This is a genomic window from Ruegeria sp. YKSD163 (assembly GCF_059612905.1).
Map to the genome: position 1 here is coordinate 94,411 of NZ_JBXWRM010000005.1, position 22,411 is coordinate 116,821.

Below are 22,411 nucleotides of genomic sequence, written 5' to 3' on the forward strand. Positions count from 1 at the left end.
AACTTTGGGCAAGACTTTTTGAAAAAGTCTTGCGCCCGGGTCATGCCCGCGCCTCATCCATCAGGCGGCGCATTTCGGCGATGGCGGGTGTGAGCCCGCGAAAGATCGCCTCGCCGATCAGGAAATGGCCGATATTCAGCTCCATCACCTCGGGAAAGGCTGCGACCGGCTGCACCGTGTCATAGGTCAGGCCGTGGCCGGCGTGCACCTCCAGCCCCAGCGAATGGGCAAAGGCGGACATTTCGCGCATCGCCTCCAACTCGCGGTCGCGCTTGGCGAAATCGCCTTCGGCATGGGCATCGCAATAGGCCCCGGTATGCAGTTCGATCACCTGCGCGCCGATCCGGTGCGCGGCCTCGATCTGGCGTTTGTCGGCGGCGATGAAGATCGACACCCGGCAACCCGCTTCGCGCAGCGGCGCGATGAAATGGGCCAGCCGGTTTTCCTCGCGCGCGACCTCAAGCCCGCCTTCGGTGGTACGTTCCTCGCGCTTTTCGGGCACGATGCAGACTGCGTGCGGCTTGTGGCGCAGCGCGATCTTCTGCATCTCGTCGGTTGCGGCCATCTCGAAGTTGAGCGGCACGTTGAGCGCCGCCATCAACCCGTCGATATCGGCATCGGTGATATGGCGGCGATCCTCGCGCAGATGCGCGGTGATGCCGTCGGCACCGGCCTGCTCGGCCAGGATGGCGGCACGGATCGGGTCGGGGCTGGCACCGCCGCGCGCGTTGCGCACGGTCGCCACATGGTCGATATTCACGCCAAGACGCAGGTGGGGAACAGACATGACGGGATTTCCTTTCCGACTCGCTCGCGCCCGACCCTAGCCGGGATTTTCCGGGTTTGGCAGATCGGCCTGCGCCTTTTTCTTGATCGCCTCGAACTTGGCCTTGATCTTGGAGCGGCGGCGTTTCTGATAGGTGCTGATCACCGGCAGGCTGAGGTAGTAACAGACCACACCCGCAACGATACCCGGTGCGATACCACCAACCAGATAGGGAAAGAACACCTCGTCATAGAACAGGTCGAGTGCCTGCCAGTCGGCGTCGCGATCGGTGAAGAGCGCCAGGAAATTATCCTTCAAGTCGCCCGCGGCACGGGCAAACTTGCGCATCAGGCCTTGTTTGGCGCCTTCGTGAAACTCGGTCCCCAAAAGGAAATGACCGGTCTGCAAAGAGATCACCCCGATCGGCACATAGGTTAGCGGATTGCCGAAGAATGTCCCGCTGAGCCCGGCCAGGATATTGCCGTTGATCAGCCGTGCCAGAACCGCCGCGATCACGAAATGGATGCCATAAAACGGTGTGAACGAGGCGAACACCCCAGCCCCGATGCCACGCGCGATACGTTCGGGCCGGTCCGGCAGACGGCGGACCCGGTGTTTGACATAGTGAAAGGCTCGGGTCCAACCGCCACGCGGCCAGATCAGTTCCCACAGCACCTGCAGCGGAGAGCGTCGATCTCGGCGCTTGAAAACCACGCTTGGATGTCCTTTCCCTGCCTGTCGGCCTTTACCCGGCCGCGGCGCCCGCTTTGGCCTTTTCCCTGTAGCGCTCGACCGAGGCCACGTCACCCTCGGCCTCGAGCGCCAGCATCAACGAATGCAACTGTTCCACATCCCGCAATTCGACGCTGATCATCAGGCGATAGAAATCCGGTTTGCGGTCTATGAATTCCAGGTTGGAGATATTGGCCTTCTTCTCACCGATCAATGTGCAAATCCGTCCCAGCACCCCGGCATCATTGCCGATGGTCAGGTCCAGCGTAGCACCATAGGCGGCAGGGTGGGTGCCGGAATGCCAGTGCAAATCGACCCAACGTTCGGGTTGGGTCTCGAACTCGCTCAACCGGTCGCAGTCGATGGTATGAACCACCACACCCTTGCCGCGATAGGTGATGCCGACGATGCGCTCGCCCGGCAGCGGCTGGCAGCAGGGCGCGCGGTCAAAGCTCTGCCCCGGTTCCAGACCGATCACGGCGCGGCGCGGGGGAATGGCGTCGCCCTCGTCTGGGGCCAACTCGGGATAGACCGCCTGCACCACGTCATGCGCGGTCAACTCGGCCGAGCCCAGCCGCGCCAGCAACTCGTCGCGATCCTTCAGTCGCAAGTGCTTGGCGGCGGTATCAAGCGCCTTGTCGGTAGCCTTGCGCCCCACATGGTCGAAGGCCGAACGCGCCAGTTCATGCCCCAGCTTGATGAACCGTTCGCGGTCCACCTCGCGCAGGGCACGGCGGATCGCGGTCTTGGCCTTGCCGGTCACCGCAATCTCAAGCCAGCTTACCTGCGGGGTCTGGCCCTCGGCGGTGATGACCTCGACCGACTGGCCGTTCTTGAGGCGGGTCCACAGCGGCACCCGGATCCCGTCCACCTTGGCCCCGACGCAGGCATGCCCGATCCGGGTATGGATGGCGTAGGCATAGTCGATCGGGGTGGCGCCGCGCGGCAGCTTGACCACATCGCCCTTGGGGGTGAAGCAGAACACCTGGTCGGAATACATCTCGAGCTTGACCGCTTCGAGGAAGTCTTCGTGATCCTCTTCGCTGTCGAACTGTTCGGTCAGGCCCGCGATCCACTTGGCCGGATCGACGGCAAAGGGGTTCTGGGTGCGCACCCCGTCGCGATAGGACCAATGCGCAGCAACCCCGGTTTCGGCCACGTCATGCATCTGGCGGGTGCGGATCTGCACCTCGACCCTCTTGCCGTCGCGCCCCGACACCGTGGTGTGGATCGAGCGATAGCCGTTCGATTTCGGCTGGCTGATATAGTCCTTGAACCGGCCCGGCACCGCGCGCCAGCGCTGGTGGATAGCGCCCAGCGTGCGGTAACAATCCTCTTCGGACTGGGTGATGATGCGGAACCCGTAGATGTCGGACAGGCGCGAGAAGCCCTGATCCTTTTCCTGCATCTTGCGCCAGATCGAATAGGGTTTCTTGGCGCGACCGAACACCTCGGCCTCGATGCCCGCCTTGTCCAGTTCGTGCCGCATGTCGCCGGTAATCCTGTGGATCACGTCGCCGGTCTCGCGTTGCAGCGTGATGAAACGCCGGATGATCGACTGCCGCCCCTCGGGGTTGAGCACGCGAAAGGCCAGGTCCTCCAGCTCTTCGCGCATCCACTGCATGCCCATGCGGCCGGCAAGCGGCGCATAGATATCCATGGTCTCGCGCGCTTTCACGGCCTGCTTCTCGGGCCGCATTGCCTTGATGGTGCGCATGTTGTGCAAACGGTCGGCCAGCTTGACCAGGATCACCCGCAGGTCCTTGGACATGGCCATGAACAGCTTGCGGAAGTTCTCGGCCTGCTTGGTCTCGCGCGACGATAGTTGCAGGTTGGTCAATTTGGTCACCCCATCGACCAGCATCGCCACCTCTTCGCCGAACAGCTCGGACACCTGGCCATAGCTGGCCTTGGTATCCTCGATCGTGTCGTGCAACAGCGCGGTGATGATGGTGGCATCGTCCAGCCGCTGTTCGGTCAGAATCGCGGCGACGGCAACGGGATGGGTGAAATAGGGTTCGCCCGAATGGCGGAACTGGCCATCATGCATCTGATGCCCGAACGCGTAGGCACGGGTCAGACGCTCGGCATTGGTCTTGGGATTGTAGTTGCGGACCAGGGCAATCAGGTCGTCAGCAGAAATCATCCTGTCCGCATCCTCTCACGCGGCGTTCTCAGCCCTGCCCCTGTGCCTCCATGAGGGCACGCAGCAGGCGTTCCTCGGACATATCGTCCTCGGCCGGGCGGTCGCTCTCGGCACCCATCAGCAGGGCCATCTGGTCGTCTTCGGGCTCGTCCACCTCGATCTGGGTCTGGTTCGCCTCGATCAGGCGCTCGCGCAGCTCGTCGGCGCTCTGGGTCTCGTCGGCGATCTCGCGCAGCGACACGACAGGGTTCTTGTCATTGTCGCGGTCCACGGTGATCGCGGCGCCGGCAGAGATCTCACGCGCCCGATGAGCGGCAAGCAATACCAGCTCGAACCGGTTCGGAACCTTGTCTACGCAATCTTCTACCGTCACGCGGGCCATCAGCGACTCTCCAAAGTGCAGCTTTGTCCAGAAAGCACGGTTCTAGGCGCGTTTCCCCGGCTTGACAAGCAGGAAATGCCCGGCTTTCCGGTCAGACCGGCCGGATTTCCGCAAGGTCTTCGGGCGGCAGGGCCGCCAGCATCTCGCGCACGGTCAGGCCCGACACCGGGTGGCGCCAATCCGGCACGACATCTGCCATCGGCACCAGAACAAACCCCCGTTCCTGCAAGCGTGGATGCGGCAGAATCAGCCGGTCAGGAGCCAACTCGGCCTGACGGGCCGGGTCCAGTTGCAGCCAGGCCTCATAGCCCGTGCGGTCGGGCAGGACCTCGCCTCCATAGCAAACCAGATCCAGATCCAGCGTTCGCATACCCCAACGCTGCGCCCGCGCGCGCCCGAATTTCGCTTCGACCTCGTGCAACAGCGCCAACAAAGCAACCGGAGATAGATTTGTGTTGATGGAAATCGCTGCGTTGATGTAGTCAGGTCCTGCGCCTGCCGGGAAGCAGGGTGTCGTGAAAAAACGGCTCTCGCCGCGAATCACCAAACCCCTTTCAGAAAGCTCACGCACAGCATTCCGCAACGTCACTTCTGGAGGGTTTTGATCAAAAGATAGATTTCCACCCAAGGCGATAACGGCAATTTGCTCGGAATCCATCATTTTCGGTTTCCGTTCACGTCAAGAGTGCACTTGCCATACATGCCGATTCTCCTACATTGGGGCTACTGATCCGCCGATTTTAAGCACTCACTCACGGATACATGGCGGCTTCGGTGCATACCGGAAGGAACAATTATGTTTTATAAGGACGAACGGCTAGCGCTGTTCATCGATGGTTCTAATCTTTATGCGGCGGCCAAGGCTCTGGGCTTTGACATTGACTACAAACTCCTCAGGCAGGAGTTCATGCGTCGCGGCAAAATGCTGAGAGCCTTCTACTACACTGCGCTGCTGGAAAATGACGAATACTCTCCGATCCGTCCGCTTGTCGATTGGCTGCACTATAACGGGTTCACCATGGTGACCAAACCGGCCAAGGAATATACCGACAGCATGGGGCGCCGGAAGGTCAAGGGGAACATGGATATCGAACTGACCGTCGATGCCATGGAACTGGCTCCGCGCGTCGATCATATCGTGCTCTTCTCGGGCGATGGCGATTTTCGCCCGTTGGTGGCCAGCCTGCAACGTCAGGGCGTGCGTGTGTCGGTCGTATCGACCATCCGCAGCCAGCCGCCGATGATCTCGGACGAGCTGCGCCGCCAAGCCGACAATTTCATCGAGCTTGAAGAGCTGCGTGACGTGATCGGCCGCCCTCCGCGCGAAGTACCGGCAGAGCCGCGCTCGTTTGCGGCCAACGGCAACTGAGCCGAACTTCAAAGACCCTGCTAAGGTAAAATAAACGGCCAGGTGAGCGCTCACCTGGCCGTATGTCATTAAGTAAGAATGCATGCTTCAATACCCGCCTTCTACCCCCCTTCAGTGACGGATTCGTGACACTCAGAACCGGGCTGGATCTGGGCCGCACAAATCCTTACCTGTGCTCAGGCAAGGAGACCCGCCCATGACCAAATCGCCGCTCACCCTTTATCTTGCCGCGCCGCGCGGGTTTTGCGCCGGTGTCGACCGCGCCATCAAGATCGTCGAGATGGCAATCGAGAAATGGGGCGCCCCCGTCTATGTCCGGCACGAGATCGTGCACAACAAGTTCGTCGTCGACGGGCTGCGTGCCAAGGGGGCGGTGTTCGTCGAGGAACTGGATGAATGTCCCGATGATCGCCCGGTGATCTTTTCCGCCCACGGCGTGCCAAAGTCGATCCCGGCCGAGGCCGAGCGGCGGCGGATGGTCTATGTCGATGCCACCTGCCCGCTGGTGTCCAAGGTCCATATCGAGGCCGAACGGCACGCGGAACGCGGCCTTCAGATCATCATGATCGGCCATCGCGGCCACCCCGAGACCATCGGCACCATGGGACAATTGCCTGAGGGCGAAGTGCTGCTGGTCGAAACGGTCGAGGATGTCGCCCGCATCGCGGTGCGCGACCCCGAACGCCTCGCCTTTGTTACCCAGACAACCCTGTCGGTGGACGACACGCGCGATATCGTGACAGCACTTCAGGCCCGGTTCCCGCAGATCGTCGGCCCGCACAAGGAGGATATCTGTTACGCCACCACCAACCGGCAAGAGGCGGTCAAGGCGGTAGCGCCAAAATCGGATGCGCTCTTGGTCGTTGGGGCGCCCAACTCTTCGAACTCGCGCCGTCTGGTCGAGGTCGCCGCCAAGGCGGGCTGTGCCTATGCGCAACTGGTGCAGCGCGCCGATGACATTGACTGGCGCGCGCTGGACGGCATCGCAACCATTGCCGTTTCCGCCGGCGCCTCGGCCCCCGAACTGCTGGTGAACGAGGTGATCGACGCCTTTCGCGCGCGGTTCGACGTGACGGTCGAGGTGGTCGAAACCGCAGTCGAACACGTCGAGTTCAAGGTTCCGCGCGTATTGCGGCAACCGGCATGAGCTTGCGCCAATGATCCCAGCCCGAATTTCGGCACCTAAGACGGTTCTGTTGCAAGCGTGACAGCCAGCATTCGCAACCTGCTGGCAAAACGTCACCGAAACCGCGCTTTCACCCAACGGCATTCGTGGCTAGTCTGGCCGCGAATACCCAACAGGCGCAGTCCGCAAGCTTGGTCAGGCTCTTGAGACCCTTTCGTTTCCATCTCGGCAGTTCTGTCGGTTTCCTCGTCGGCTCACCTCTGAAGGAGCGCACATGACCACCATCCCCCGCGCACCGCTGATCCTGGGCCTTGCCGGGCTGATCCCCTTCCTCTGGGGCGCGCTCACCTACCTGAGTCCCGCCCTGCAAGCCTGGGGCGCCGCTGCGCTCGGCCCACGTTTTGTCGGGCCTTATGTGCAGATCGCCTATGGCCAGATCATCCTGGCCTTCATGTCCGGCGTACTCTGGGGCTTTGCGACCAAGGCCGATGACCGCCGCGCCGCAACCGGCTATGCGCTTGCGGTGCTGCCCGCGCTCTGGGCCTTTTTCATGACCGGGGGCGGCCCGACCGGCGCGGCGATCAACCTGATCTTCGGCTTTCTGGGCCTGTTGATGCTGGATGCCGCCTTTGCCAGTTGGGGGCTGGCGCCGGTCTGGTGGATGCGACTGCGCCTTTTACTGACGGCGGTCGTCACCTTGTGCCTGGCGGTGGGGGCCTTTCTATGAGCGATCCCGAAACAATCCGCATCTATGATGACCGCGCCAGCGACTATGCCGCGCTGACCGAGGATCACAATGCCGCCGACCCCTTGCTGGAGGCCTTTGTCGCCATGCTGCCAAGCGGCGGTCGGGTGCTGGATCTCGGGTGCGGCCCCGGCACCTCTGCGGCCCAAATGGCGCGGGCAGGACTTACGGTCGTGGCGGTCGATGCCTCGGCCGAGATGGTGGCGTTGGCGGCGCAACACCCGGGCGTCACCGCCCGTCAGGCCCGGTTCGACGAGATCGAGGATACCGCCGCCTATGACGGCATCTGGGCCAATTTCAGCCTGCTACATGCCCCCCATGCCGAGTTTCCCGGCCATCTCGCCCGGCTCCATCGGGCCTTGAAACCCGGCGGAATTTTCCATATCGCCCTCAAACTCGGAACCGGCGAAGGGCGTGACAGCCTCGGTCGGTTCTACAGCTACCATCAGGAGGACGCGTTGGAGCATCTGTTGCAGCAGGCCGGTTTCACCGTTATCGACCGCGCCTTCGGCGCCGGGCCGGGCCTCAGTGGCGCGGTCGAGGACTGGATCGCGATGCGCGCCCATGCCTGAGCTCTTTGCCTATACCGACGGCGCCTGTTCCGGCAATCCCGGCCCCGGCGGCTGGGGCGTGCTGTTGCGCGCCATCGAGGGCGAGACCGTGCTGAAGGAACGTGAGCTTTCCGGCGGCGAGGGTGAGACCACCAACAACCGAATGGAGCTGCTGGCCGCGATCAACGCGCTGGAAACGCTGGAACGGCCCTCGAAAATCACCGTGGTCACCGACAGCGCCTATGTAAAGAACGGCGTGACCGGCTGGATCTTCGGCTGGAAGCGCAACGGCTGGAAGACCGCCGGCAAGAAGCCGGTCAAGAATGTCGAACTGTGGCAGCGGCTGGATGCGGCACAGGCGCGCCATGACGTGACCTGGGAATGGGTCAAGGGCCACGCGGGCCACCCGGAAAACGAACGCGCCGACGAGTTGGCGCGCGCAGGCATGAAACCCTTCAAGCCGAAGAAGGCCCGCGCGTGAGCCTGCTTGCCCTGCTCGATTACGCCTCGGTCCTTGTCTTTGCCCTGACCGGCGCGCTGGTGGCCAGCCGGGCGCAGCTCGACCTGGTTGGATTTGCCTTTGTCGCCTGCCTGACGGCGGTGGGCGGCGGCACCATGCGCGACCTGCTTTTGGGCCGCGACCCGGTGTTCTGGGTAGGCCAGCCCGCCTATATTCTGATCGCCTCGGGTGCCGCGGCGCTGGTCTTTTTCACCGCACACCTGGTCGAAAGCCGCTATCGCCTGTTGATCTGGCTGGACAGTTTCGCGCTGTCCATCGCGGTGGCGGCAGGCACCGGGGTCGCACTGGCGCAGGGGCAACCGCCGGTGATCGTGGTGCTGATGGGGATGATGACCGGCTGTCTGGGCGGACTGATGCGCGATGTAGTTTGCAACGAGGTGCCGTTGGTCCTGAAACAGGGTGAGCTCTACGTCTCCTGCGCGCTGGCGGGCGCGGTGGCGGCGGTGATCGCTACCGGCTTGGGGCTGGCCACTCTGCCCGCGCTGGGCCTTTGCGCGTTTGTCTGCTGGGGTCTGCGCGCCGGATCGCTGGTCTTTGGCTGGCGCCTGCCAGTCTATAAAAGCCGCCCGCCGCGCACGCGCGGCTGACCCCCCCTTCATTTCGCCCCAAATACTCCGGAGCGCGAGGCAGAGCCTCGCATCTTCCGGCCTGTCTCAGCGCCGCCGCAGATAGGTCTGCCACAGCCAGACCACCAGAAGCGCCCCCAGAACCGCGCCGACAAAGCCCGACAGCCAGCCCATCATCGTCAACAGCGCCCGCAGGATCAGCCCGCCGATCAGCGCGCCCACGATGCCGATCAGCATGGTGGTGGGAATATCCGCCTCGATCCGCATCAGCCGGGTGGCCAGAAACCCGGCAGCGGCGCCGATGATGATCAGGACAACGATATGCATCTCATTTCCTCCAGTGGAAGGGCACGATGATGAGCGCCCCGATGGACGAAAGAAAGGCGTTCATCCCCGGAGACCCGAAGCCGATCCCGAACATGATCCGCACGAAATAAAACAGGAAGGCCCCACCGACGCAGATGATGATGGATTGCAGATAGCCGTTATGAGTGAACCCCGATTTCTCGGAGATGTAGCCGACGATCCCGGCGATCACCACCGTTCCCATCAGAACCATGAACATACGCGATCCCCTTCTACAGGCGGGTTCCCTTTGGCACGGGCCAGCCCCGCAGGAAGATGTCGGCATCCTGCGCCCCTTTGCCCGCCCGTTGCAAGCGGGTGAGTGAGATAGCACCTGTGCCGCAGGCGACAGTCATTGCATCGTCCAGCACTGCGCCGGGGGCGCCCTGCCCCTCGGCCAGGCGTGAGGCGAGGAGTTTCACCCTTTCACCCGTGATCTCGGTCCAGGCACCGGGAAAGGGAGAGAGACCCCGGATTTGCCGGTCGATCTCGGCCGCCGGGCGGGTCCAGTCCACCCGCGCCTCGGCCTTGTCGATCTTGGCGGCATATGTGACGCCCTCCTCGGGCTGAGGCTCCGCAGTCAACTCGGGCAAATGTGCCAGCGCCTCGACGATCAGTTCGGCGCCCATGGCCGACAAGCGGTCATGCAGCGCACCAGTAGTCTCCTCCGCCCCGATGGGTGTGGCGGCGCGCAGCAGCACGGGGCCGGTATCCAGTCCCGCCTCCATCTGCATGATGCAAATGCCCGTTTCAGCGTCGCCCGCCATGATGGCCCGATGAATCGGCGCCGCGCCGCGCCAGCGCGGCAACAGGCTGGCATGGATATTCAGGCAGCCGTGGCGCGGCGCGTCCAGCACCGCTTGCGGCAGGATCAGCCCATAGGCCACCACCACCGCCACATCGGCGCCAAGTGCTGCGAAATCCGCCTGCGCCTCGGCCCCTTTCAGCGAGACCGGGTGGCGCACCTCCAGCCCCAGTTCCAGCGCGCGGGCATGGACCGGGGTCGGGCGGTCCTTTTTCCCCCGCCCCGCCGGGCGCGGTGGCTGGCAATAGACGGCGGCGATCTCATGCCCGGCCTCAACCAGCGCCTCCAGCACCGGAACCGAGAAATCGGGGGTTCCCATGAACACGACGCGCATGACCTCAGCCTCCCAGCTTGCGCGCCTTGCGCAGCAGCATGTCGCGTTTCACCTTGCTGAGATTGTCGAAATACATCCGCCCGTTCAGGTGGTCGATCTGGTGCTGCACGCTGGTCGCCTCGATGCCGACGAAATCGCGCCGGTCGACCTGACCCTGTTCGTTCAGGAACCGCACCGTCACCGCGCGCGGGCGCTTCAGCTTGGCCGAGACGCCGGGCAGGTTGGGGCTGGCCTCCTCATGTTCACGCAACTCGACCGAGGCATGCAGGATCTCGGGGTTCGCCAGACGCACCGCGCGACCCCGCTCGGACGAGCCATCGACCACCGCCAGCCGCAGCATCACCCCGATCTGCGGCGCGGCCAGGCCCACACCGGGCATCGCCTCCATCGTGTCGATCATGTCGGTCCAGATGGCGCGGATCTCGTCGGTGATCTCGCTCACCTCGGCGGCGGGGCTGCGCAGATGCTTGTCGGGCCAGGGCAGACAGCGGCGGACGGTCATGGATGGTTTTCCTCAAAAGCGCAAAGCATGGCGGCGCGGGCCGGCGGGTCCAGATGATCCAGCGTGACGACCCCGTTCAGATGGTCGAATTCGTGCTGGATACAGCGCGCCTCGAACCCGTCGAAATCGGCCATGTGAATGTCGCCCTCGGGCGCGGTCCATTGCACGGTTACCGCCTTGTGTCGGGTAACGGGTATCGAGAGGCCGGGGATCGACAGGCACACCTCCTCCATTTCGACCGGCACCCGCTCTGCGGCCATGATCACTGGGTTGATCATCGCCATCGGGCTGGGCGTGCCCTCTTTCCAGCCGACATCCATGACGAAAAACCGCTGCATCACGCCCACCTGCGGCGCCGCCAGACCACGCCCCTTGGCGGCATACATGGTATCGAACATGTCGCGGATCAGATCGTCGGGCACGATCCCCTCGACCGGATCACAGCGTTGCGACAGGCGTGCATCAGGCCAGGTCAGGATCGGCAGGACGCTCACGCCCGGGCCCGCTCGCGCTTCAGCTTCTGCATCTTGCGGGTGATCATCTGGCGTTTCAACGGCTTGAGATAATCGATGAACAGCTTGCCATCCAGATGGTCGATCTCGTGCTGCACACAGGTGGCCCAGAGCCCGTCAAAGGTTTCGCTTTGCAAGTTGCCGTCACGATCGATCCATTCGACATCCACCACCTTTGGGCGGGTCACCTCGGCATATTGCTCGGGGATGGACAGGCAGCCCTCCTCGTAAACGTTGGTCTCGTCCGAGGCGGCCAACACGCGCGGGTTGAACATCACCAGCGGGCGGGCGGCAGCGCCCTCTTCCTTGACGCAATCCAGCACGATCAAGCGGTCGAGCACACCGATCTGCGGCGCGGCCAGGCCGATGCCCGGCGCGTCATACATGGTCTCCAGCATGTCGTCTGCCAGCGCGCGCAATTCGTCCGAGATATCGGCCACGGGCGCGCAGACCTTTTTCAGGCGCGGATCGGGATGAATGAGAATAGCACGTTTCATGCTCCCGATTTAGGCGATTGACCGCCCTGCTGCAACGCCCCTTGCGCATGGCGGCAAACTGGCTAGCCTCTGGCCGACAATTGACCCTCGGAGACCCAGATGAGCTTTGACGACCTGATCGACCGCCACGGAACCTTTTGCTCGAAATGGGACATGATGGAACCCATCTATGGCGTGCCCGCACAGGACGGTCTGGCCATGTGGGTCGCCGACATGGATTTCCGCGCGCCCGAACACGTGCTGGCCAAGCTGCGCGAGATGACCGACCATGGCATCCTGGGCTATGTGAACTATGACAAGCCCTATACCGACGCGATCCGCTGGTGGATGCGCAGCCGCCACGACTGGGATGTGGCGCCCGAGGCGATCTTTACCACCACCGGGCTGGTGAACGGTGTGGGCATGTGCCTTGACACCTATACCCAGCCGGGCGACGGGATCGTGCTGTTCACCCCGGTCTATCATGCCTTTGCCAAGGTGATCCGCAATGCGGGCCGGCAGGTGGTGGAATGCCAGATGGTCAACACCGATGGCCGGTATGAAATGGATTTTGCCGCCTATGACGCGCAGATGACCGGCAACGAGCGCATGGTGATCCTCTGCTCGCCGCACAATCCCGGCGGCCGGGTCTGGACGCAAGAGGAACTGCGCGCGGTGGCCGATTTCGCCAAGCGGCACGATCTGCTTCTTGTGTCGGACGAGATCCATCATGACCTGGTCTATCCGGGACACACCCATATCCCGATGCCCAACGCGGCGCCCGATATCGTCGACCGGCTGTTGATGCTCACTGCGCCGTCCAAGACGTTCAACATCGCGGGCCTGCATACCGGGCAGGTAATCATCCCCGACCCCGAACTGCGTGGACGTTTCGCCAAGAGGATGGCCGCGCTCTCGCTGGCACCGAACTCGACCGGGCAGATGGCGACGCTGACCGCATATTCTCCCGAAGGGGCGGAATGGGTTGATGGGCTGCTGGCCTATCTGGACGAGAACCGGCGCCTCTTCGAAAGCGCCATCTCGGCCATTCCCGGTTTGCGCGCGATGCCGCTCGAGGCGACCTATCTCGCCTGGGTGGATTTCTCGGGAACGGGCATGGAGCGGGCCGAATTCACCGAGCGGGTCGAACAACAGGCAAAGATTGCAGTGAACCACGGCACCAGTTTCGGCACCGGCGGCGAGAGTTTCCTGCGCTTCAACCTTGGCACCCAGAGGGCGCGGATCGAGGATGCGATCGACCGGCTCAACAGCGCCTTCGGCGATCTGCAATAGGTGATATGCGGTAGGCGAGCCCGGTTCGCGCATCGATAACCAGACCGACCTCGATCAACCTGACCCGCATGGTTGCACAGGGCCCGTCGAGGACGCCCGCAAGGCAGAGGAGGCTACTCCTTGCCCAGCAACCCGATGGGCGCGTCCACTCCGCGTTCAAAGTCGAGCGGGGCATGATCCTGCGCCAGCGTGTGCCGCTTGAACTCATAGACCATCTCGCCGCCTTCAGCGCCCGAGGCCACGATCAGGCATTGATAAAGCAGGTTTGACCCCTCGTAGATGTCGACCAGACCGCGTAATGGCGGCGTATTTTCTGCCTCGACGGCAAATCCGTCGCGCCAAAGCCGAAGTACAGTATAAAACATACCGATATGTTCCACCCGCAAGCGGCTCATCTTCTTCAATCCAGCGATCCGGGCCCGGGCCAGATCCTCGCCGACTTCTTTTGAAATATAGGTGCTCATAAAGCGTCTCCGTGCGAACCTCATCAGCCTGCCCCAGCATCCATTAAAATCAAGCAAAGATTTTCATGTTCGGTGCATGGCACCCGCGTGCTTTCCGCGGGGCCGCGCCGGATGTGCACCTGCGCAGGTCAGGTGCGCGGCAACGGCGTGGTATCCCGCACCGCAGATCCTAGATGCTGATCAAAGCAGAAGGAGACTGCGATGGGCCTGCTGATCGACGGCATCTGGCATGACACCTGGTACGATACCAAATCCAGCGGCGGCGCCTTCCAGCGCTCGGCGGCGCAGTTCCGCAACTGGGTCACCCCCGATGGCACCCCCGGACCATCCGGCAAAGGCGGCTTTGCCGCCGCCTCGGGGCGCTACCACCTTTATGTCAGCTATGCCTGTCCCTGGGCACACAGGACCCTGATCTTTCGCGAAATCAAGGGTTTATCCACACATATCCCGGTTTCGGTCGTGCATCCCGACATGCTGGACCAAGGCTGGACCTTTGCACCCGAGACAGAGGGCCGCACCGGTGACCGCCTGTATGGGCTGAACTATGCCCATCAGATCTATACCCGTGCCGACCCAGCCTATTCCGGACGCGTCACCGTGCCGATCCTGTGGGATACCGAGCGCCAGACCATCGTGTCCAACGAAAGCGCAGAGATCATCCGCATGTTCAACTCGGCCTTCGATCACCTGACCGGAAATCACGAAGATTTTTGGCCGGAGTGCATCCGAGAAAAAATCGAGACGGTGAACGCGCGTATTTACGAAAACGTAAACAATGGCGTCTACAAATGCGGATTTTCCACGACTCAAGAGGCATATGACGCTGCGGTGCACCCACTGTTCGACACTCTGGACTGGTTGGAATCACGTCTTGCGAACAACCGTTACCTAATGGGTGACCAGGTAACCGAGGCTGATTGGCGCCTGTTCACCACGCTGATCCGCTTTGATCCGGTCTATCATCTGCATTTCAAATGCAACCGGCGGCGGCTGATCGATTATCCAAACCTCTGGGCCTATACGCGGGAACTGTATCAATGGCCCGGTGTGGCGGGAACCGTGCATATGGATCACATCATCCGGCACTACCATTACAGCCATGACAGCATCAATCCGCACCGAATCGTTCCGATCGGACCCGAGCTCGACCATCTCGCGCCGCATGGTCGCGATCAGCGCGCGGTGGCGTAGTGTTCCACCATCGCCGCAAGATCCTCGGGCGGCGTATCGCCATGCACATAGGCGCAGGCGTTCGGACTGTGAGCAAAGATTGAACCGTCTGAAAAGAAAGTCGTATTGGTAACGAAAATCACCCGTGCATCCGGGCGGCGGTAGCTGGCGAAATCCGCAACCGCCAAGGCGCTGCCCTGCTCAAGCACCAGATCCAGAACAATAATCTCGAACTCCGCCCGGTAGAGTGCCAGGATCGCATCCTCTTGCGACGTCACTAACGTGACCTGCAAACCCTGACGTTGCAGGTGGCGCTGCCAGAGCGTGCCAAGCTCTGGGTTACTTTCGACGATCAACACATGCATAACAGTAAACCCGGCACTTCTGTTTGAGTTCGTTGGTGGCGCCAGTCTCCCTTGGCTCCGTAATCTGATCAAATGCTTTACAAATTGTTAACATCGGTTCCCTCGCACCGGAAGCCGCGTTCGTCCCTTGAGCTTCGGGCGGAAATCCGCTTGATGCAAGTCGCGATGTCGGAGAAGACAAGAACATGAACACGGGATTTGCCAATCCGCCCACACTGCCGGACGATCCGACCGATCCGCGCGCGCGCCGCGATCATGGCGGCGGGCTGGACGGGGCGATGCGCCAGTATGGCGGCGCGCACGCCGACTGGATCGACCTGTCGACCGGCATCAATCCCTTGCCCTATCCGGTCGGCACGCTGATGCCCGAGGACTGGACCGCCCTGCCCGATCACGGCGCCTTTGGTGAACTGACGCGCGCCGCCCGCCGGTTCTGGCACCTGCCCGACGCAGCGGCGATCCTGCCCGCGCCCGGCGCCTCGGCCCTGATTGCGCGCATTCCGGCGCTGGCAGGTCCCGCGCGGGTACGGATCACCCGGCCCACCTATAACGAACATGCCGCCGCCTTTGCCGCCCATGGCTGGCAGGTGGTCGATGATGGCCCGGCCGAGGCACGGGTGATCGTGCACCCCAACAATCCCGATGGCCGGGTCTGGACCGAGGACGAGGCCGAAGGCGCGCTTTGCGTAATCGACGAGAGCTTTGGCGACGTGGCACCCGAGACCTCGCTGGCGCATCTGGCCACGCGCCCGGGCACCCTGGTGCTGAAAAGCTTTGGCAAGTTCTGGGGGCTCGCCGGGCTGCGGCTCGGCTTTGCCATCGCCCTGCCCGACACTATTGCGCGCCTCAACGACCTGACCGGCCCCTGGGCGGTGTCGGGACCGGCGTTGCGCATCGGGACAAGGGCGCTGAGCGATCCTGCATGGGCCGAAGAGACCCGTATCAGGCTGGCACAGGAGGCCACCCGGCTCGACACGCTGATGACCGCGCGCGGCGCCGAACTTCTGGGTGGCACCGACCTGTTTCGCCTTTACCACGTCGATGATGCCGCCGCCTGGCAGCACCGTCTGGCCCAGGCCCGGATCTGGAGCCGCATCTTTCCCTATTCCAACCATTTCCTGCGGCTGGGCCTGCCCCCCGTCGAGGGATGGGACCGGCTGGAGAGCGCGTTATGAGCACCGCCCTGCTCCTCGGCTTTGCCATGCTGCTGGATGCCGCGCTGGGAGAGCCCGACTGGCTGTGGTCGCGCCTGCGCCACCCGGCGGTTCTGATCGGCAACATCATCTCGGTTCTGGACGAAGAGTTGAACGAGGGCGGGCATCGCCGGCTCAAGGGTGTCGCGGTGACCGCGATCCTGGTGGTAGGGGCGTTGTCAGTGGGCGCGCTGCTGTCGCTGCTCGGGCCGGTGGCCGAGGTGCTGATCTGCGCCATCCTGCTGGCACAGAAATCGCTGGCCGGGCATGTGGCGGATGTGGCCGATGCACTGCGCCTGTCACTGCCCGAGGCGCGGCGCAGCGTCGCCCGCATCGTCTCGCGCGATACGGCCACCATGTCCGAACCGCAGGTGGCGCGCGCCGCCATCGAAAGCGCCGCGGAGAACCTCAGCGACGGGGTGATTGCGCCCGCCTTCTGGTTTCTGGTCGGTGGCCTGCCGGGCCTGCTGCTTTACAAGACGGTCAACACCGCCGACAGCATGGTGGGCTATCTGAACGAGCGTTATGCGCAGTTCGGCTGGGCCGCTGCACGGCTGGATGATCTGCTCAACCTGATCCCGGCCCGACTGACCTGCGGCATGATCGTGCTGCTGTCCAATGGCTGGCGCCACTGGCGCGGCATCGTCGAGGACGCCCAGCGCCATATCTCGCCCAATGCCGGCTGGCCCGAGGCCGCCATGGCCCGCGCGCTCAACATCGCGCTGGCCGGACCGCGCAGCTATCACGGCGAAATCCGGTATCTGGCCTGGGTAAACGAAGAGGGCCGCAAGGAAATCGGCCCGCGCGAGATCGAACGCGCGGTGACCCTGCTGTGGCAGGTCTGGGCGCTGGCCCTGGGTCTGACCTTGACGCTGGTGGCGCTGGCGGCGATCTTCTGATCGTATTACAGAACCAAACCAACAGGACATCATGCGCATTCTTCCCCAGATCATGGCCGCTATTGTGCTGGCCTCTCCGGCGCTGGCGCAATGCGGCGGCGGTTTTTCGAACTTTGTCGATGGTCTCAAGGCCGAGGCGGTTTCGATGGGACACGATGCGGCACTGGTCGACCGCTTCTTTCAGGGGGCGGCGCAGGACGCCAAGGTGCTCAGGGCCGACCGCGCGCAGGGCGTGTTCCAGAAACCCTTTGTCGAATTCTCGCGCCGTCTGATCTCACAAAACCGGCTTGAGACCGGCAAGGCGATGGGGCGCAAATACGATGCGGTGTTCGACCGGATCGAGGCGGAATACGGCGTGTCGCGCGGGGTGCTTCTGGCGTTCTGGGCGTTCGAGACCGATTTTGGCGGCTATCAGGGCGATTTCAACACCCGCAATGCGCTGGTCACGCTGGCGCATGACTGCCGCCGGCCCGAGCTGTTCCGGCCGCAGATATTCGCCGCAATCGAGCTTTACAGCCATGGCGATTTCGACCCTGCCCGCACCACCGGCGCCTGGGCGGGCGAGATCGGCATGGTGCAGATGCTGCCGCGCGATATCCTTAAAAACGGCGTCGACGGCGATGGCGACGGGCATGTGACCCTCAAGACCTCGGCACCGGATGCCCTGATGTCGGGCGCGCGGATGCTGTCGCATCTGGGCTGGCGTCCGAACGAGCCCTGGCTGCAAGAGGTCACCCTCCCCGCCCGGATGGACTGGTCGCTGAGCGGGCCGGGCAAGCCGCGTAACACGGCGGACTGGCAGGCCATGGGCGTGCGCTCGCGCGCGGGCGACCTTGCCGATCTGCCCGCTTCGCTGATTCTGCCGCAGGGGCATAAGGGGCCGGCCTTCCTCGCCTATCCCAATTTCGACGTCTATTTCGAATGGAACCAGAGCTTTGTCTATGTGCTGACGGCGGCCTATTTCGGCACAAGGCTGGAGGGCGGGCAGGTCTATGACGCCGGCAATCCCGCGCCCGGGCTGGACGGCGCGGGAATGAAAGCGCTGCAACAGAAGTTGCAGGCGCGCGGCCATGACGTGGGCAAGATCGACGGGATCCTGGGTGCGGGCACACGCGCAGCCGTACAGGCCGAACAGGCCCGGCTGGGCCTGCCCGCCGACGCCTGGCCCACGGCAGAGCTGCTCAACCGGTTGTGAGGGCCCGCCTCACTCTGGCCGGACCGGATACCGCTCGCCCGCTTCGGTGATCAGCAGCAGCCGGGTGCCGTTCAGGACGTAGAGGTCACAGCGGCTGAGGCCGTTGCGGAACAGAGTGCAGATGCTGCCATCCTCGGCGATGTGATAGGTCCCGAACGCAGTTCCGCCACCATTGGCCGGGGAATAGGTGTAGGAAAACGAGCCCCCCGCCGAATAGGTCGAGCGGCCATCGTCGTAGAAGGTCAGCGTGCGCCCGGCCAGCGCCTGTAGCTCCGCAGCATTCAGGGGGCGGTCACCCTCTTTCAGGCGCCATTCGGTGGCCATCAACGGGGTCGTGAAAAGGGTGCAGGCAAGGGCAAGGCGCAGGATCATGGGTCAAACCTAGTCCGGCAGCCCCTGCGCCCCCAGTCACGTTGCGGTGAGGCGGATCAGGCGACCAGCGCCTCGGCCTTCTTGAGGTCGACCGAGACCAGCTGGCTGACGCCCTTCTCCTGCATGGTGACGCCGAACAGCCGGTCCATCCGCGCCATGGTCACCGCGTGGTGGGTGATGATCAGGAACCTTGTGTCGGTCTGACGGCACATCTCGTCCAGAAGATCGCAGAACCGCGTCACGTTGGCATCGTCAAGCGGCGCGTCGACCTCGTCGAGCACGCAGATCGGCGCCGGGTTGGCCAGGAAGACCGCAAATATCAGCGCCATCGCGGTCAGCGTCTGCTCGCCCCCCGACAAGAGCGACAGGGTCGACAGTTTCTTGCCCGGCGGCTGGCACATGATCTCCAGCCCCGCATCCAGCGGATCGTCGCTTTCGACCATGACCAGATTGGCCTCGCCGCCGCCAAACAGGTGGCGGAACAGCATGGCAAAGTTCGAATTGACCTGCTCAAATGCAGTGAGCAAGCGCTCGCGCCCCTCGCGGTTGAGGCTGGCGATGCCGCTGCGCAAGGTCTTGACCGCCTCTTCCAGATCGCCCTTTTCCTTGGACAGCGAGTCGAATTCTTCCTGCACCTCGCGCGCGTCCTCTTCGGCGCGCAGGTTGACCGCGCCCATGGCGTCGCGCTGGCGTTTGTGACGGTTGACCTCGGCCTCAAGCGCGTCACTGTCGGGCATGGCGTCCGGCTCAACCGCCAGCTTCGCCAACAGCTGGTTCGGGGTCAGTTGCTGTTCCTCGGCGATGCGTTCGGCGGCGGCCTGCATGGTCTCGCGGGCGGCCTCGGCCCGGGCCTCGGCGGCTGCCCGGCCCTCGCGGGCCTCGGACGCCAGACGCGCCGCCTCGCGCTCGGCCAGGGCCGCCTCGCGGTGTTTCGTCTCGCCTGCGGCGAGCCGATCCGCGGCCTCGGCCCTGCGAGCCTCGGCCGTTTCAGTTTGCTCCGCCAGGTCCTCACGCGCTTCGGCAATCTCGCCGGGCACCTGCATCGCTTCGGTCAGTTCTTCCTCCGAGGCGGCCTTGCGTTCTTCCAGCTCGGCAATGCGCTTGCCCGCGGTTTCCAACCGGTGGCGCCAGCCGCTGAGGTCCTTGGTGACCTCCTGGCTGCGCTTGGTGCGGGCCTCGCCCTCGCGGCGCACCTCGTCATGGGTCGAGCGGTGGGTCAGCATGGTGATCCGCGCCGCCTCGACCGTGTGGCGGATATCCTCGACCGAAGCGCGGGCGGTGTCGAGATCGCCCAGATCAGCCAGCCCGGCCTCGGCCTCGCGCAGCTGCGCGCGGGCGGCCATCGCGTCTTCCTTGTGGCGGGTGACGGCCAGGCCCAGCGTTTCCAGACGCCCCTGGGCCAGGTTGCGCTCGGCCTCGGCCCGGCTTTGGGAGCGGGCGGCATCGGCCATGCGCTGATCGGCGGCACGGCGGGCCTCACGGGCCTGACGGTCGGCCTCGGTCACCTCGCGCAGGCGCTGCGACAGGCGGTCATGGGCGGCGCGCGCGCCTTCGGCCCGAGCGCTGACCTGGGCCAGTTCCTGCTTCAACGCCTCCAACCGGTTGAGCTGTTCCAGCCGCATCGCCGCCGCGCTGGGGGCGTCCTGCGCCCAAGCGCGGAACCCGTCCCAGCGCCACAGATCGCCCTCGAGACTGACCAGCCGCTGACCGGGTTTCAGAGCCGCTTGCAGGCGGGCGCCGGTGGCGGCATCAACCAGACCGATCTGCGCGATGCGGCGGCTCAGCCGGTCGGGGCCGGACACATGCCGCGCCAGCGGGTCAGCGCCCTCGGGCAGCGGTTGGCCTTGCGTGTAATCTGGCAGGTCAAGCCAACCCGAGGGCCCCTCGCCCTCGACCAGCGGCGCGCGCAGGTCATCGGCCAGCGCCGCGCCCAGCGCCTTTTCATAGCCCGGCTCAACCCGCATCAGGTCGAGCACATGCCCGCCCTCGGCGGTGTCGCGCTCAACAAGTTTGGCCAGCGCACCAGTCTCGGCGCGGATGGCACCCAGCTCGCCCTCGGCCTCGGACAGCTGCGCGCGGGCCTCGGCCTCGCGCGCCTGGGTCTCGCCACGCAGCTCGTCAGCGGCGGCCAGCGCCTCTTCGGCGGCCTCGGCGGCTTCGACAGCCTCTTCGGCAGCACTCTCGGCGCTCTCATAGGCCTCGCCTGCGCGCTCCAGCGCCGCGTGGGCCTCCGCGACCGCGCCCTGGGCGCGGGTCTCCTCGGCCTCGGAGCGGGCCAGCGTCTTGCGGCTGTCTTCGACCAGGCGCTGCGCCGACTGGTGGCGGGCGGCCAGTCGCGCCACATCCTCGGTCACCTGGCTCAGATGATCCTCGCGCTCTTGCAGGACAGCGGCCGCCTCGCGGGCCAGTTCCGCCGCCTCGGCCAGCCGGTCGGCATGGCCGGCCCCGGCCTTGGACAGTTCGCGCGCCTCCCATTCCAACCGCTCGATCGTGTCGCCCGCGTCGCGGTTCAGCCCGGTCTCTCGCTCGATGTCGCGGCCCAGCTGGGCGATGCGGGCTGTCAGAACCTCGATCTGCTGGCGGGCGCGCTGCTCCTGATCGTTAAGCGTGTCGCGCTGCACATGCAGGCGCTGGAGCACCGCACCCGCAATCGCCTCTTCCTCGCGCAGCGCAGGCAGCGCTGCCTCGGTCTCGGTGCGCAGCGCCTCGGCCTGACGCGCGGCCGCCTCGGCACGAGAGGCATCGAGGGTACGGTGACGCAACACTTCTTCGGCCTTGGCGCGCGCCTCGTCGGCATCGCGCCAGCGGCGATAGAGCAGCTGCCCTTCGGCCAGCCGCAGCTGTTCCCCGATCTCGCGATAGCGCGCCGCCTGCCGGGCCTGCCGCGCCAGTTGCGCCAGCTGGGTGCCCAGCTGTTCCAGCACATCATCCACGCGGGTCAGGTTGGTCTCGGTGCCCTTAAGCTTCAACTCGGCCTCGTGGCGGCGCTGGTAAAGGCCCGAGATCCCCGCCGCCTCTTCCAGGATACGGCGGCGCGAGGTGGGTTTGGCGTTGATCAGCTCGGCGATCTGACCCTGCCGCACCAGCGCCGGGGAATGCGCCCCGGTCGAGGCATCGGCAAACAGGATCTGGATGTCACGGGCGCGCACGTCCTTGCCGTTGGCCTTGTATGCGCTGCCCACGTCGCGGGTGATGCGGCGCACGATTTCCAACTGGTCGGCATCGTTGAACCCCGAGGGCGCCAACCGCTCGGAGTTGTCCAGCAATAGTGTGACCTCGGCAAAGTTACGCGCCGGGCGCGAGGAGGCACCGGCAAAGATCACGTCCTCCATTCCGCCGCCGCGCATCGCCTTGGGGCGGTTCTCGCCCATCACCCAGCGCAGCGCCTCGAGCAGGTTGGACTTGCCGCAGCCATTGGGGCCCACAATACCGGTCAGCCCGTCCGCGATGATCAGATCGGTCGGGTCAACAAAGCTTTTGAAGCCGGTCAGTTTGAGCCTGTTGAAACGCAAGTGCGGGCGGCTTTCGGTGATTCCAGTGTCCCGACAGCCTGCCCGGGCCGCTTGCCGCCTGTCAACGCCTC

At 64.3% G+C, this 22,411-nt stretch carries 26 protein-coding genes; 11 read left to right on the forward strand and 15 right to left on the reverse strand.

The window, feature by feature from the left end; genetic code table 11:
• Positions 1-40 precede the first annotated feature (40 nt).
• The 5 genes from AC2FNA_RS08840 to folK form a co-directional block, all read right to left on the reverse strand.
• Complete coding sequence (locus tag AC2FNA_RS08840) at positions 41-787, reverse strand: pyridoxine 5'-phosphate synthase (protein ID WP_496825734.1); 747 nt, start codon at positions 785-787, stop codon at positions 41-43.
• A gap of 36 nt (positions 788-823) precedes the next feature.
• On the reverse strand, positions 824-1,480 hold the full coding sequence (locus tag AC2FNA_RS08845) for a DUF2062 domain-containing protein (protein WP_496825736.1): 657 nt from the start codon (positions 1,478-1,480) through the stop codon (positions 824-826).
• Positions 1,481-1,511: 31 nt separating this feature from the next.
• On the reverse strand, positions 1,512-3,644 hold the full coding sequence (locus AC2FNA_RS08850; RefSeq protein WP_496825738.1) for a RelA/SpoT family protein: 2,133 nt from the start codon (positions 3,642-3,644) through the stop codon (positions 1,512-1,514).
• Between the two features lie 28 nt (positions 3,645-3,672).
• A complete protein-coding gene (gene rpoZ / locus AC2FNA_RS08855; protein ID WP_496825740.1) occupies positions 3,673-4,026 on the reverse strand; it encodes a DNA-directed RNA polymerase subunit omega in 354 nt (117 codons plus the stop codon).
• Positions 4,027-4,117: 91 nt separating this feature from the next.
• Positions 4,118-4,687 (reverse strand): 2-amino-4-hydroxy-6-hydroxymethyldihydropteridine diphosphokinase, encoded by a 570-nt coding sequence (gene folK, locus AC2FNA_RS08860; RefSeq protein ID WP_496825742.1) that lies wholly within the window; start codon positions 4,685-4,687, stop codon positions 4,118-4,120.
• A gap of 135 nt (positions 4,688-4,822) precedes the next feature.
• Between folK and AC2FNA_RS08865 the strand changes: the two genes are divergently transcribed.
• The 6 genes from AC2FNA_RS08865 (at position 4,823) to AC2FNA_RS08890 (ending at position 8,924) form a co-directional block, all read left to right on the forward strand.
• Complete coding sequence (locus AC2FNA_RS08865) at positions 4,823-5,395, forward strand: LabA-like NYN domain-containing protein (RefSeq protein WP_234172050.1); 573 nt, start codon at positions 4,823-4,825, stop codon at positions 5,393-5,395.
• A gap of 196 nt (positions 5,396-5,591) precedes the next feature.
• Positions 5,592-6,542, forward strand: coding sequence for a 4-hydroxy-3-methylbut-2-enyl diphosphate reductase (gene ispH / locus AC2FNA_RS08870; protein ID WP_496825743.1), 951 nt, complete (start codon positions 5,592-5,594; stop codon positions 6,540-6,542).
• Between the two features lie 253 nt (positions 6,543-6,795).
• Complete coding sequence (locus tag AC2FNA_RS08875) at positions 6,796-7,248, forward strand: DUF3429 domain-containing protein (RefSeq protein ID WP_234165829.1); 453 nt, start codon at positions 6,796-6,798, stop codon at positions 7,246-7,248.
• Positions 7,245-7,838, forward strand: coding sequence for a class I SAM-dependent DNA methyltransferase (locus AC2FNA_RS08880; protein WP_496825746.1), 594 nt, complete (start codon positions 7,245-7,247; stop codon positions 7,836-7,838). The genes AC2FNA_RS08875 and AC2FNA_RS08880 overlap by 4 nt, the downstream gene beginning before the upstream one ends.
• Positions 7,831-8,298: a ribonuclease HI gene (gene rnhA, locus AC2FNA_RS08885; RefSeq protein WP_234216945.1), complete on the forward strand. Its 468-nt coding sequence runs from the start codon at positions 7,831-7,833 to the stop codon at positions 8,296-8,298. Before AC2FNA_RS08880 ends, rnhA begins: the two co-directional genes overlap by 8 nt.
• The gene (locus AC2FNA_RS08890) at positions 8,295-8,924 is read left to right on the forward strand and encodes a trimeric intracellular cation channel family protein (RefSeq protein WP_496825748.1); all 630 of its coding nucleotides are present in this window, start codon (positions 8,295-8,297) and stop codon (positions 8,922-8,924) included. Before rnhA ends, AC2FNA_RS08890 begins: the two co-directional genes overlap by 4 nt.
• 66 nt (positions 8,925-8,990) lie before the next feature.
• On the opposite strand, the gene AC2FNA_RS08895 is transcribed toward AC2FNA_RS08890, so the two are convergent.
• The 6 genes from AC2FNA_RS08895 to def (AC2FNA_RS08920) are packed head-to-tail and all read right to left on the reverse strand — an operon-like array spanning position 8,991 to position 11,898.
• A complete protein-coding gene (locus tag AC2FNA_RS08895; protein WP_496825750.1) occupies positions 8,991-9,230 on the reverse strand; it encodes a GlsB/YeaQ/YmgE family stress response membrane protein in 240 nt (79 codons plus the stop codon).
• Between the two features lies 1 nt (position 9,231).
• A complete protein-coding gene (locus tag AC2FNA_RS08900) occupies positions 9,232-9,468 on the reverse strand; it encodes a hypothetical protein (protein ID WP_496825752.1) in 237 nt (78 codons plus the stop codon).
• A 13-nt stretch (positions 9,469-9,481) separates the two neighbouring features.
• On the reverse strand, positions 9,482-10,387 hold the full coding sequence (fmt, locus tag AC2FNA_RS08905) for a methionyl-tRNA formyltransferase (protein WP_496825754.1): 906 nt from the start codon (positions 10,385-10,387) through the stop codon (positions 9,482-9,484).
• Positions 10,388-10,391: 4 nt separating this feature from the next.
• Positions 10,392-10,889 (reverse strand): peptide deformylase, encoded by a 498-nt coding sequence (gene def, locus AC2FNA_RS08910; RefSeq protein WP_496825755.1) that lies wholly within the window; start codon positions 10,887-10,889, stop codon positions 10,392-10,394.
• Positions 10,886-11,383, reverse strand: coding sequence for a peptide deformylase (gene def / locus AC2FNA_RS08915; RefSeq protein WP_496825757.1), 498 nt, complete (start codon positions 11,381-11,383; stop codon positions 10,886-10,888). Before def (AC2FNA_RS08915) ends, def (AC2FNA_RS08910) begins: the two co-directional genes overlap by 4 nt.
• A complete protein-coding gene (gene def, locus AC2FNA_RS08920) occupies positions 11,380-11,898 on the reverse strand; it encodes a peptide deformylase (RefSeq protein WP_496825759.1) in 519 nt (172 codons plus the stop codon). The genes def (AC2FNA_RS08915) and def (AC2FNA_RS08920) overlap by 4 nt, the downstream gene beginning before the upstream one ends.
• A gap of 99 nt (positions 11,899-11,997) precedes the next feature.
• On the opposite strand from def (AC2FNA_RS08920), the gene AC2FNA_RS08925 reads away from it, so the two are divergent.
• Positions 11,998-13,170, forward strand: coding sequence for a MalY/PatB family protein (locus AC2FNA_RS08925; protein WP_496825761.1), 1,173 nt, complete (start codon positions 11,998-12,000; stop codon positions 13,168-13,170).
• A 113-nt stretch (positions 13,171-13,283) separates the two neighbouring features.
• On the opposite strand, the gene AC2FNA_RS08930 is transcribed toward AC2FNA_RS08925, so the two are convergent.
• Complete coding sequence (locus AC2FNA_RS08930) at positions 13,284-13,634, reverse strand: hypothetical protein (RefSeq protein ID WP_496825763.1); 351 nt, start codon at positions 13,632-13,634, stop codon at positions 13,284-13,286.
• Positions 13,635-13,835: 201 nt separating this feature from the next.
• On the opposite strand from AC2FNA_RS08930, the gene AC2FNA_RS08935 reads away from it, so the two are divergent.
• Positions 13,836-14,825: a glutathione S-transferase family protein gene (locus tag AC2FNA_RS08935; protein ID WP_496825765.1), complete on the forward strand. Its 990-nt coding sequence runs from the start codon at positions 13,836-13,838 to the stop codon at positions 14,823-14,825.
• Here the strand turns inward: AC2FNA_RS08935 and AC2FNA_RS08940 are convergent.
• On the reverse strand, positions 14,807-15,169 hold the full coding sequence (locus AC2FNA_RS08940; RefSeq protein ID WP_496825767.1) for a response regulator transcription factor: 363 nt from the start codon (positions 15,167-15,169) through the stop codon (positions 14,807-14,809). The genes AC2FNA_RS08935 and AC2FNA_RS08940 overlap by 19 nt on opposite strands.
• A 185-nt stretch (positions 15,170-15,354) precedes the next feature.
• Here AC2FNA_RS08940 and cobD point away from each other — a divergent pair, with 185 nt between their 5' ends.
• The 3 genes from cobD to AC2FNA_RS08955 are packed head-to-tail and all read left to right on the forward strand — an operon-like array spanning position 15,355 to position 18,456.
• A complete protein-coding gene (gene cobD, locus AC2FNA_RS08945; RefSeq protein ID WP_496825769.1) occupies positions 15,355-16,344 on the forward strand; it encodes a threonine-phosphate decarboxylase CobD in 990 nt (329 codons plus the stop codon).
• Entirely contained in the window at positions 16,341-17,261 is a 921-nt protein-coding gene (gene cbiB, locus AC2FNA_RS08950; RefSeq protein WP_496825771.1) for an adenosylcobinamide-phosphate synthase CbiB, read from the forward strand. Before cobD ends, cbiB begins: the two co-directional genes overlap by 4 nt.
• Before the next feature lie 31 nt (positions 17,262-17,292).
• Entirely contained in the window at positions 17,293-18,456 is a 1,164-nt protein-coding gene (locus AC2FNA_RS08955) for a lytic murein transglycosylase (RefSeq protein WP_496825773.1), read from the forward strand.
• 9 nt (positions 18,457-18,465) lie between these two features.
• Here the strand turns inward: AC2FNA_RS08955 and AC2FNA_RS08960 are convergent, their stop codons facing one another.
• Together AC2FNA_RS08960 and AC2FNA_RS08965 are read right to left on the reverse strand one after the other, a co-directional pair.
• Positions 18,466-18,828: a hypothetical protein gene (locus AC2FNA_RS08960; protein WP_496825775.1), complete on the reverse strand. Its 363-nt coding sequence runs from the start codon at positions 18,826-18,828 to the stop codon at positions 18,466-18,468.
• A gap of 56 nt (positions 18,829-18,884) precedes the next feature.
• Positions 18,885-22,340 (reverse strand): chromosome segregation SMC family protein, encoded by a 3,456-nt coding sequence (locus tag AC2FNA_RS08965; RefSeq protein WP_496825777.1) that lies wholly within the window; start codon positions 22,338-22,340, stop codon positions 18,885-18,887.
• Between the last annotated feature and the right edge of the window lie 71 nt (positions 22,341-22,411).

Coding starts and splice junctions, on each gene's coding strand:
- AC2FNA_RS08940 (WP_496825767.1), bottom strand. CDS start 15,169: ATGCATGTGTTGATCGTCGAAAGTAACCCAGAGCTTGGCACGCTCTGG.
- rnhA (WP_234216945.1), top strand. CDS start 7,831: ATGCCTGAGCTCTTTGCCTATACCGACGGCGCCTGTTCCGGCAATCCC.
- def (WP_496825755.1), bottom strand. CDS start 10,889: ATGACCGTCCGCCGCTGTCTGCCCTGGCCCGACAAGCATCTGCGCAGC.
- AC2FNA_RS08930 (WP_496825763.1), bottom strand. CDS start 13,634: ATGAGCACCTATATTTCAAAAGAAGTCGGCGAGGATCTGGCCCGGGCC.
- AC2FNA_RS08865 (WP_234172050.1), top strand. CDS start 4,823: ATGTTTTATAAGGACGAACGGCTAGCGCTGTTCATCGATGGTTCTAAT.
- folK (WP_496825742.1), bottom strand. CDS start 4,687: ATGATGGATTCCGAGCAAATTGCCGTTATCGCCTTGGGTGGAAATCTA.
- AC2FNA_RS08925 (WP_496825761.1), top strand. CDS start 11,998: ATGAGCTTTGACGACCTGATCGACCGCCACGGAACCTTTTGCTCGAAA.
- cbiB (WP_496825771.1), top strand. CDS start 16,341: ATGAGCACCGCCCTGCTCCTCGGCTTTGCCATGCTGCTGGATGCCGCG.
- cobD (WP_496825769.1), top strand. CDS start 15,355: ATGAACACGGGATTTGCCAATCCGCCCACACTGCCGGACGATCCGACC.
- AC2FNA_RS08895 (WP_496825750.1), bottom strand. CDS start 9,230: ATGCATATCGTTGTCCTGATCATCATCGGCGCCGCTGCCGGGTTTCTG.
- AC2FNA_RS08955 (WP_496825773.1), top strand. CDS start 17,293: ATGCGCATTCTTCCCCAGATCATGGCCGCTATTGTGCTGGCCTCTCCG.
- AC2FNA_RS08840 (WP_496825734.1), bottom strand. CDS start 787: ATGTCTGTTCCCCACCTGCGTCTTGGCGTGAATATCGACCATGTGGCG.
- AC2FNA_RS08960 (WP_496825775.1), bottom strand. CDS start 18,828: ATGATCCTGCGCCTTGCCCTTGCCTGCACCCTTTTCACGACCCCGTTG.
- fmt (WP_496825754.1), bottom strand. CDS start 10,387: ATGCGCGTCGTGTTCATGGGAACCCCCGATTTCTCGGTTCCGGTGCTG.
- AC2FNA_RS08935 (WP_496825765.1), top strand. CDS start 13,836: ATGGGCCTGCTGATCGACGGCATCTGGCATGACACCTGGTACGATACC.
- AC2FNA_RS08900 (WP_496825752.1), bottom strand. CDS start 9,468: ATGTTCATGGTTCTGATGGGAACGGTGGTGATCGCCGGGATCGTCGGC.
- AC2FNA_RS08850 (WP_496825738.1), bottom strand. CDS start 3,644: ATGATTTCTGCTGACGACCTGATTGCCCTGGTCCGCAACTACAATCCC.
- ispH (WP_496825743.1), top strand. CDS start 5,592: ATGACCAAATCGCCGCTCACCCTTTATCTTGCCGCGCCGCGCGGGTTT.
- AC2FNA_RS08875 (WP_234165829.1), top strand. CDS start 6,796: ATGACCACCATCCCCCGCGCACCGCTGATCCTGGGCCTTGCCGGGCTG.
- def (WP_496825759.1), bottom strand. CDS start 11,898: ATGAAACGTGCTATTCTCATTCATCCCGATCCGCGCCTGAAAAAGGTC.
- AC2FNA_RS08880 (WP_496825746.1), top strand. CDS start 7,245: ATGAGCGATCCCGAAACAATCCGCATCTATGATGACCGCGCCAGCGAC.
- rpoZ (WP_496825740.1), bottom strand. CDS start 4,026: ATGGCCCGCGTGACGGTAGAAGATTGCGTAGACAAGGTTCCGAACCGG.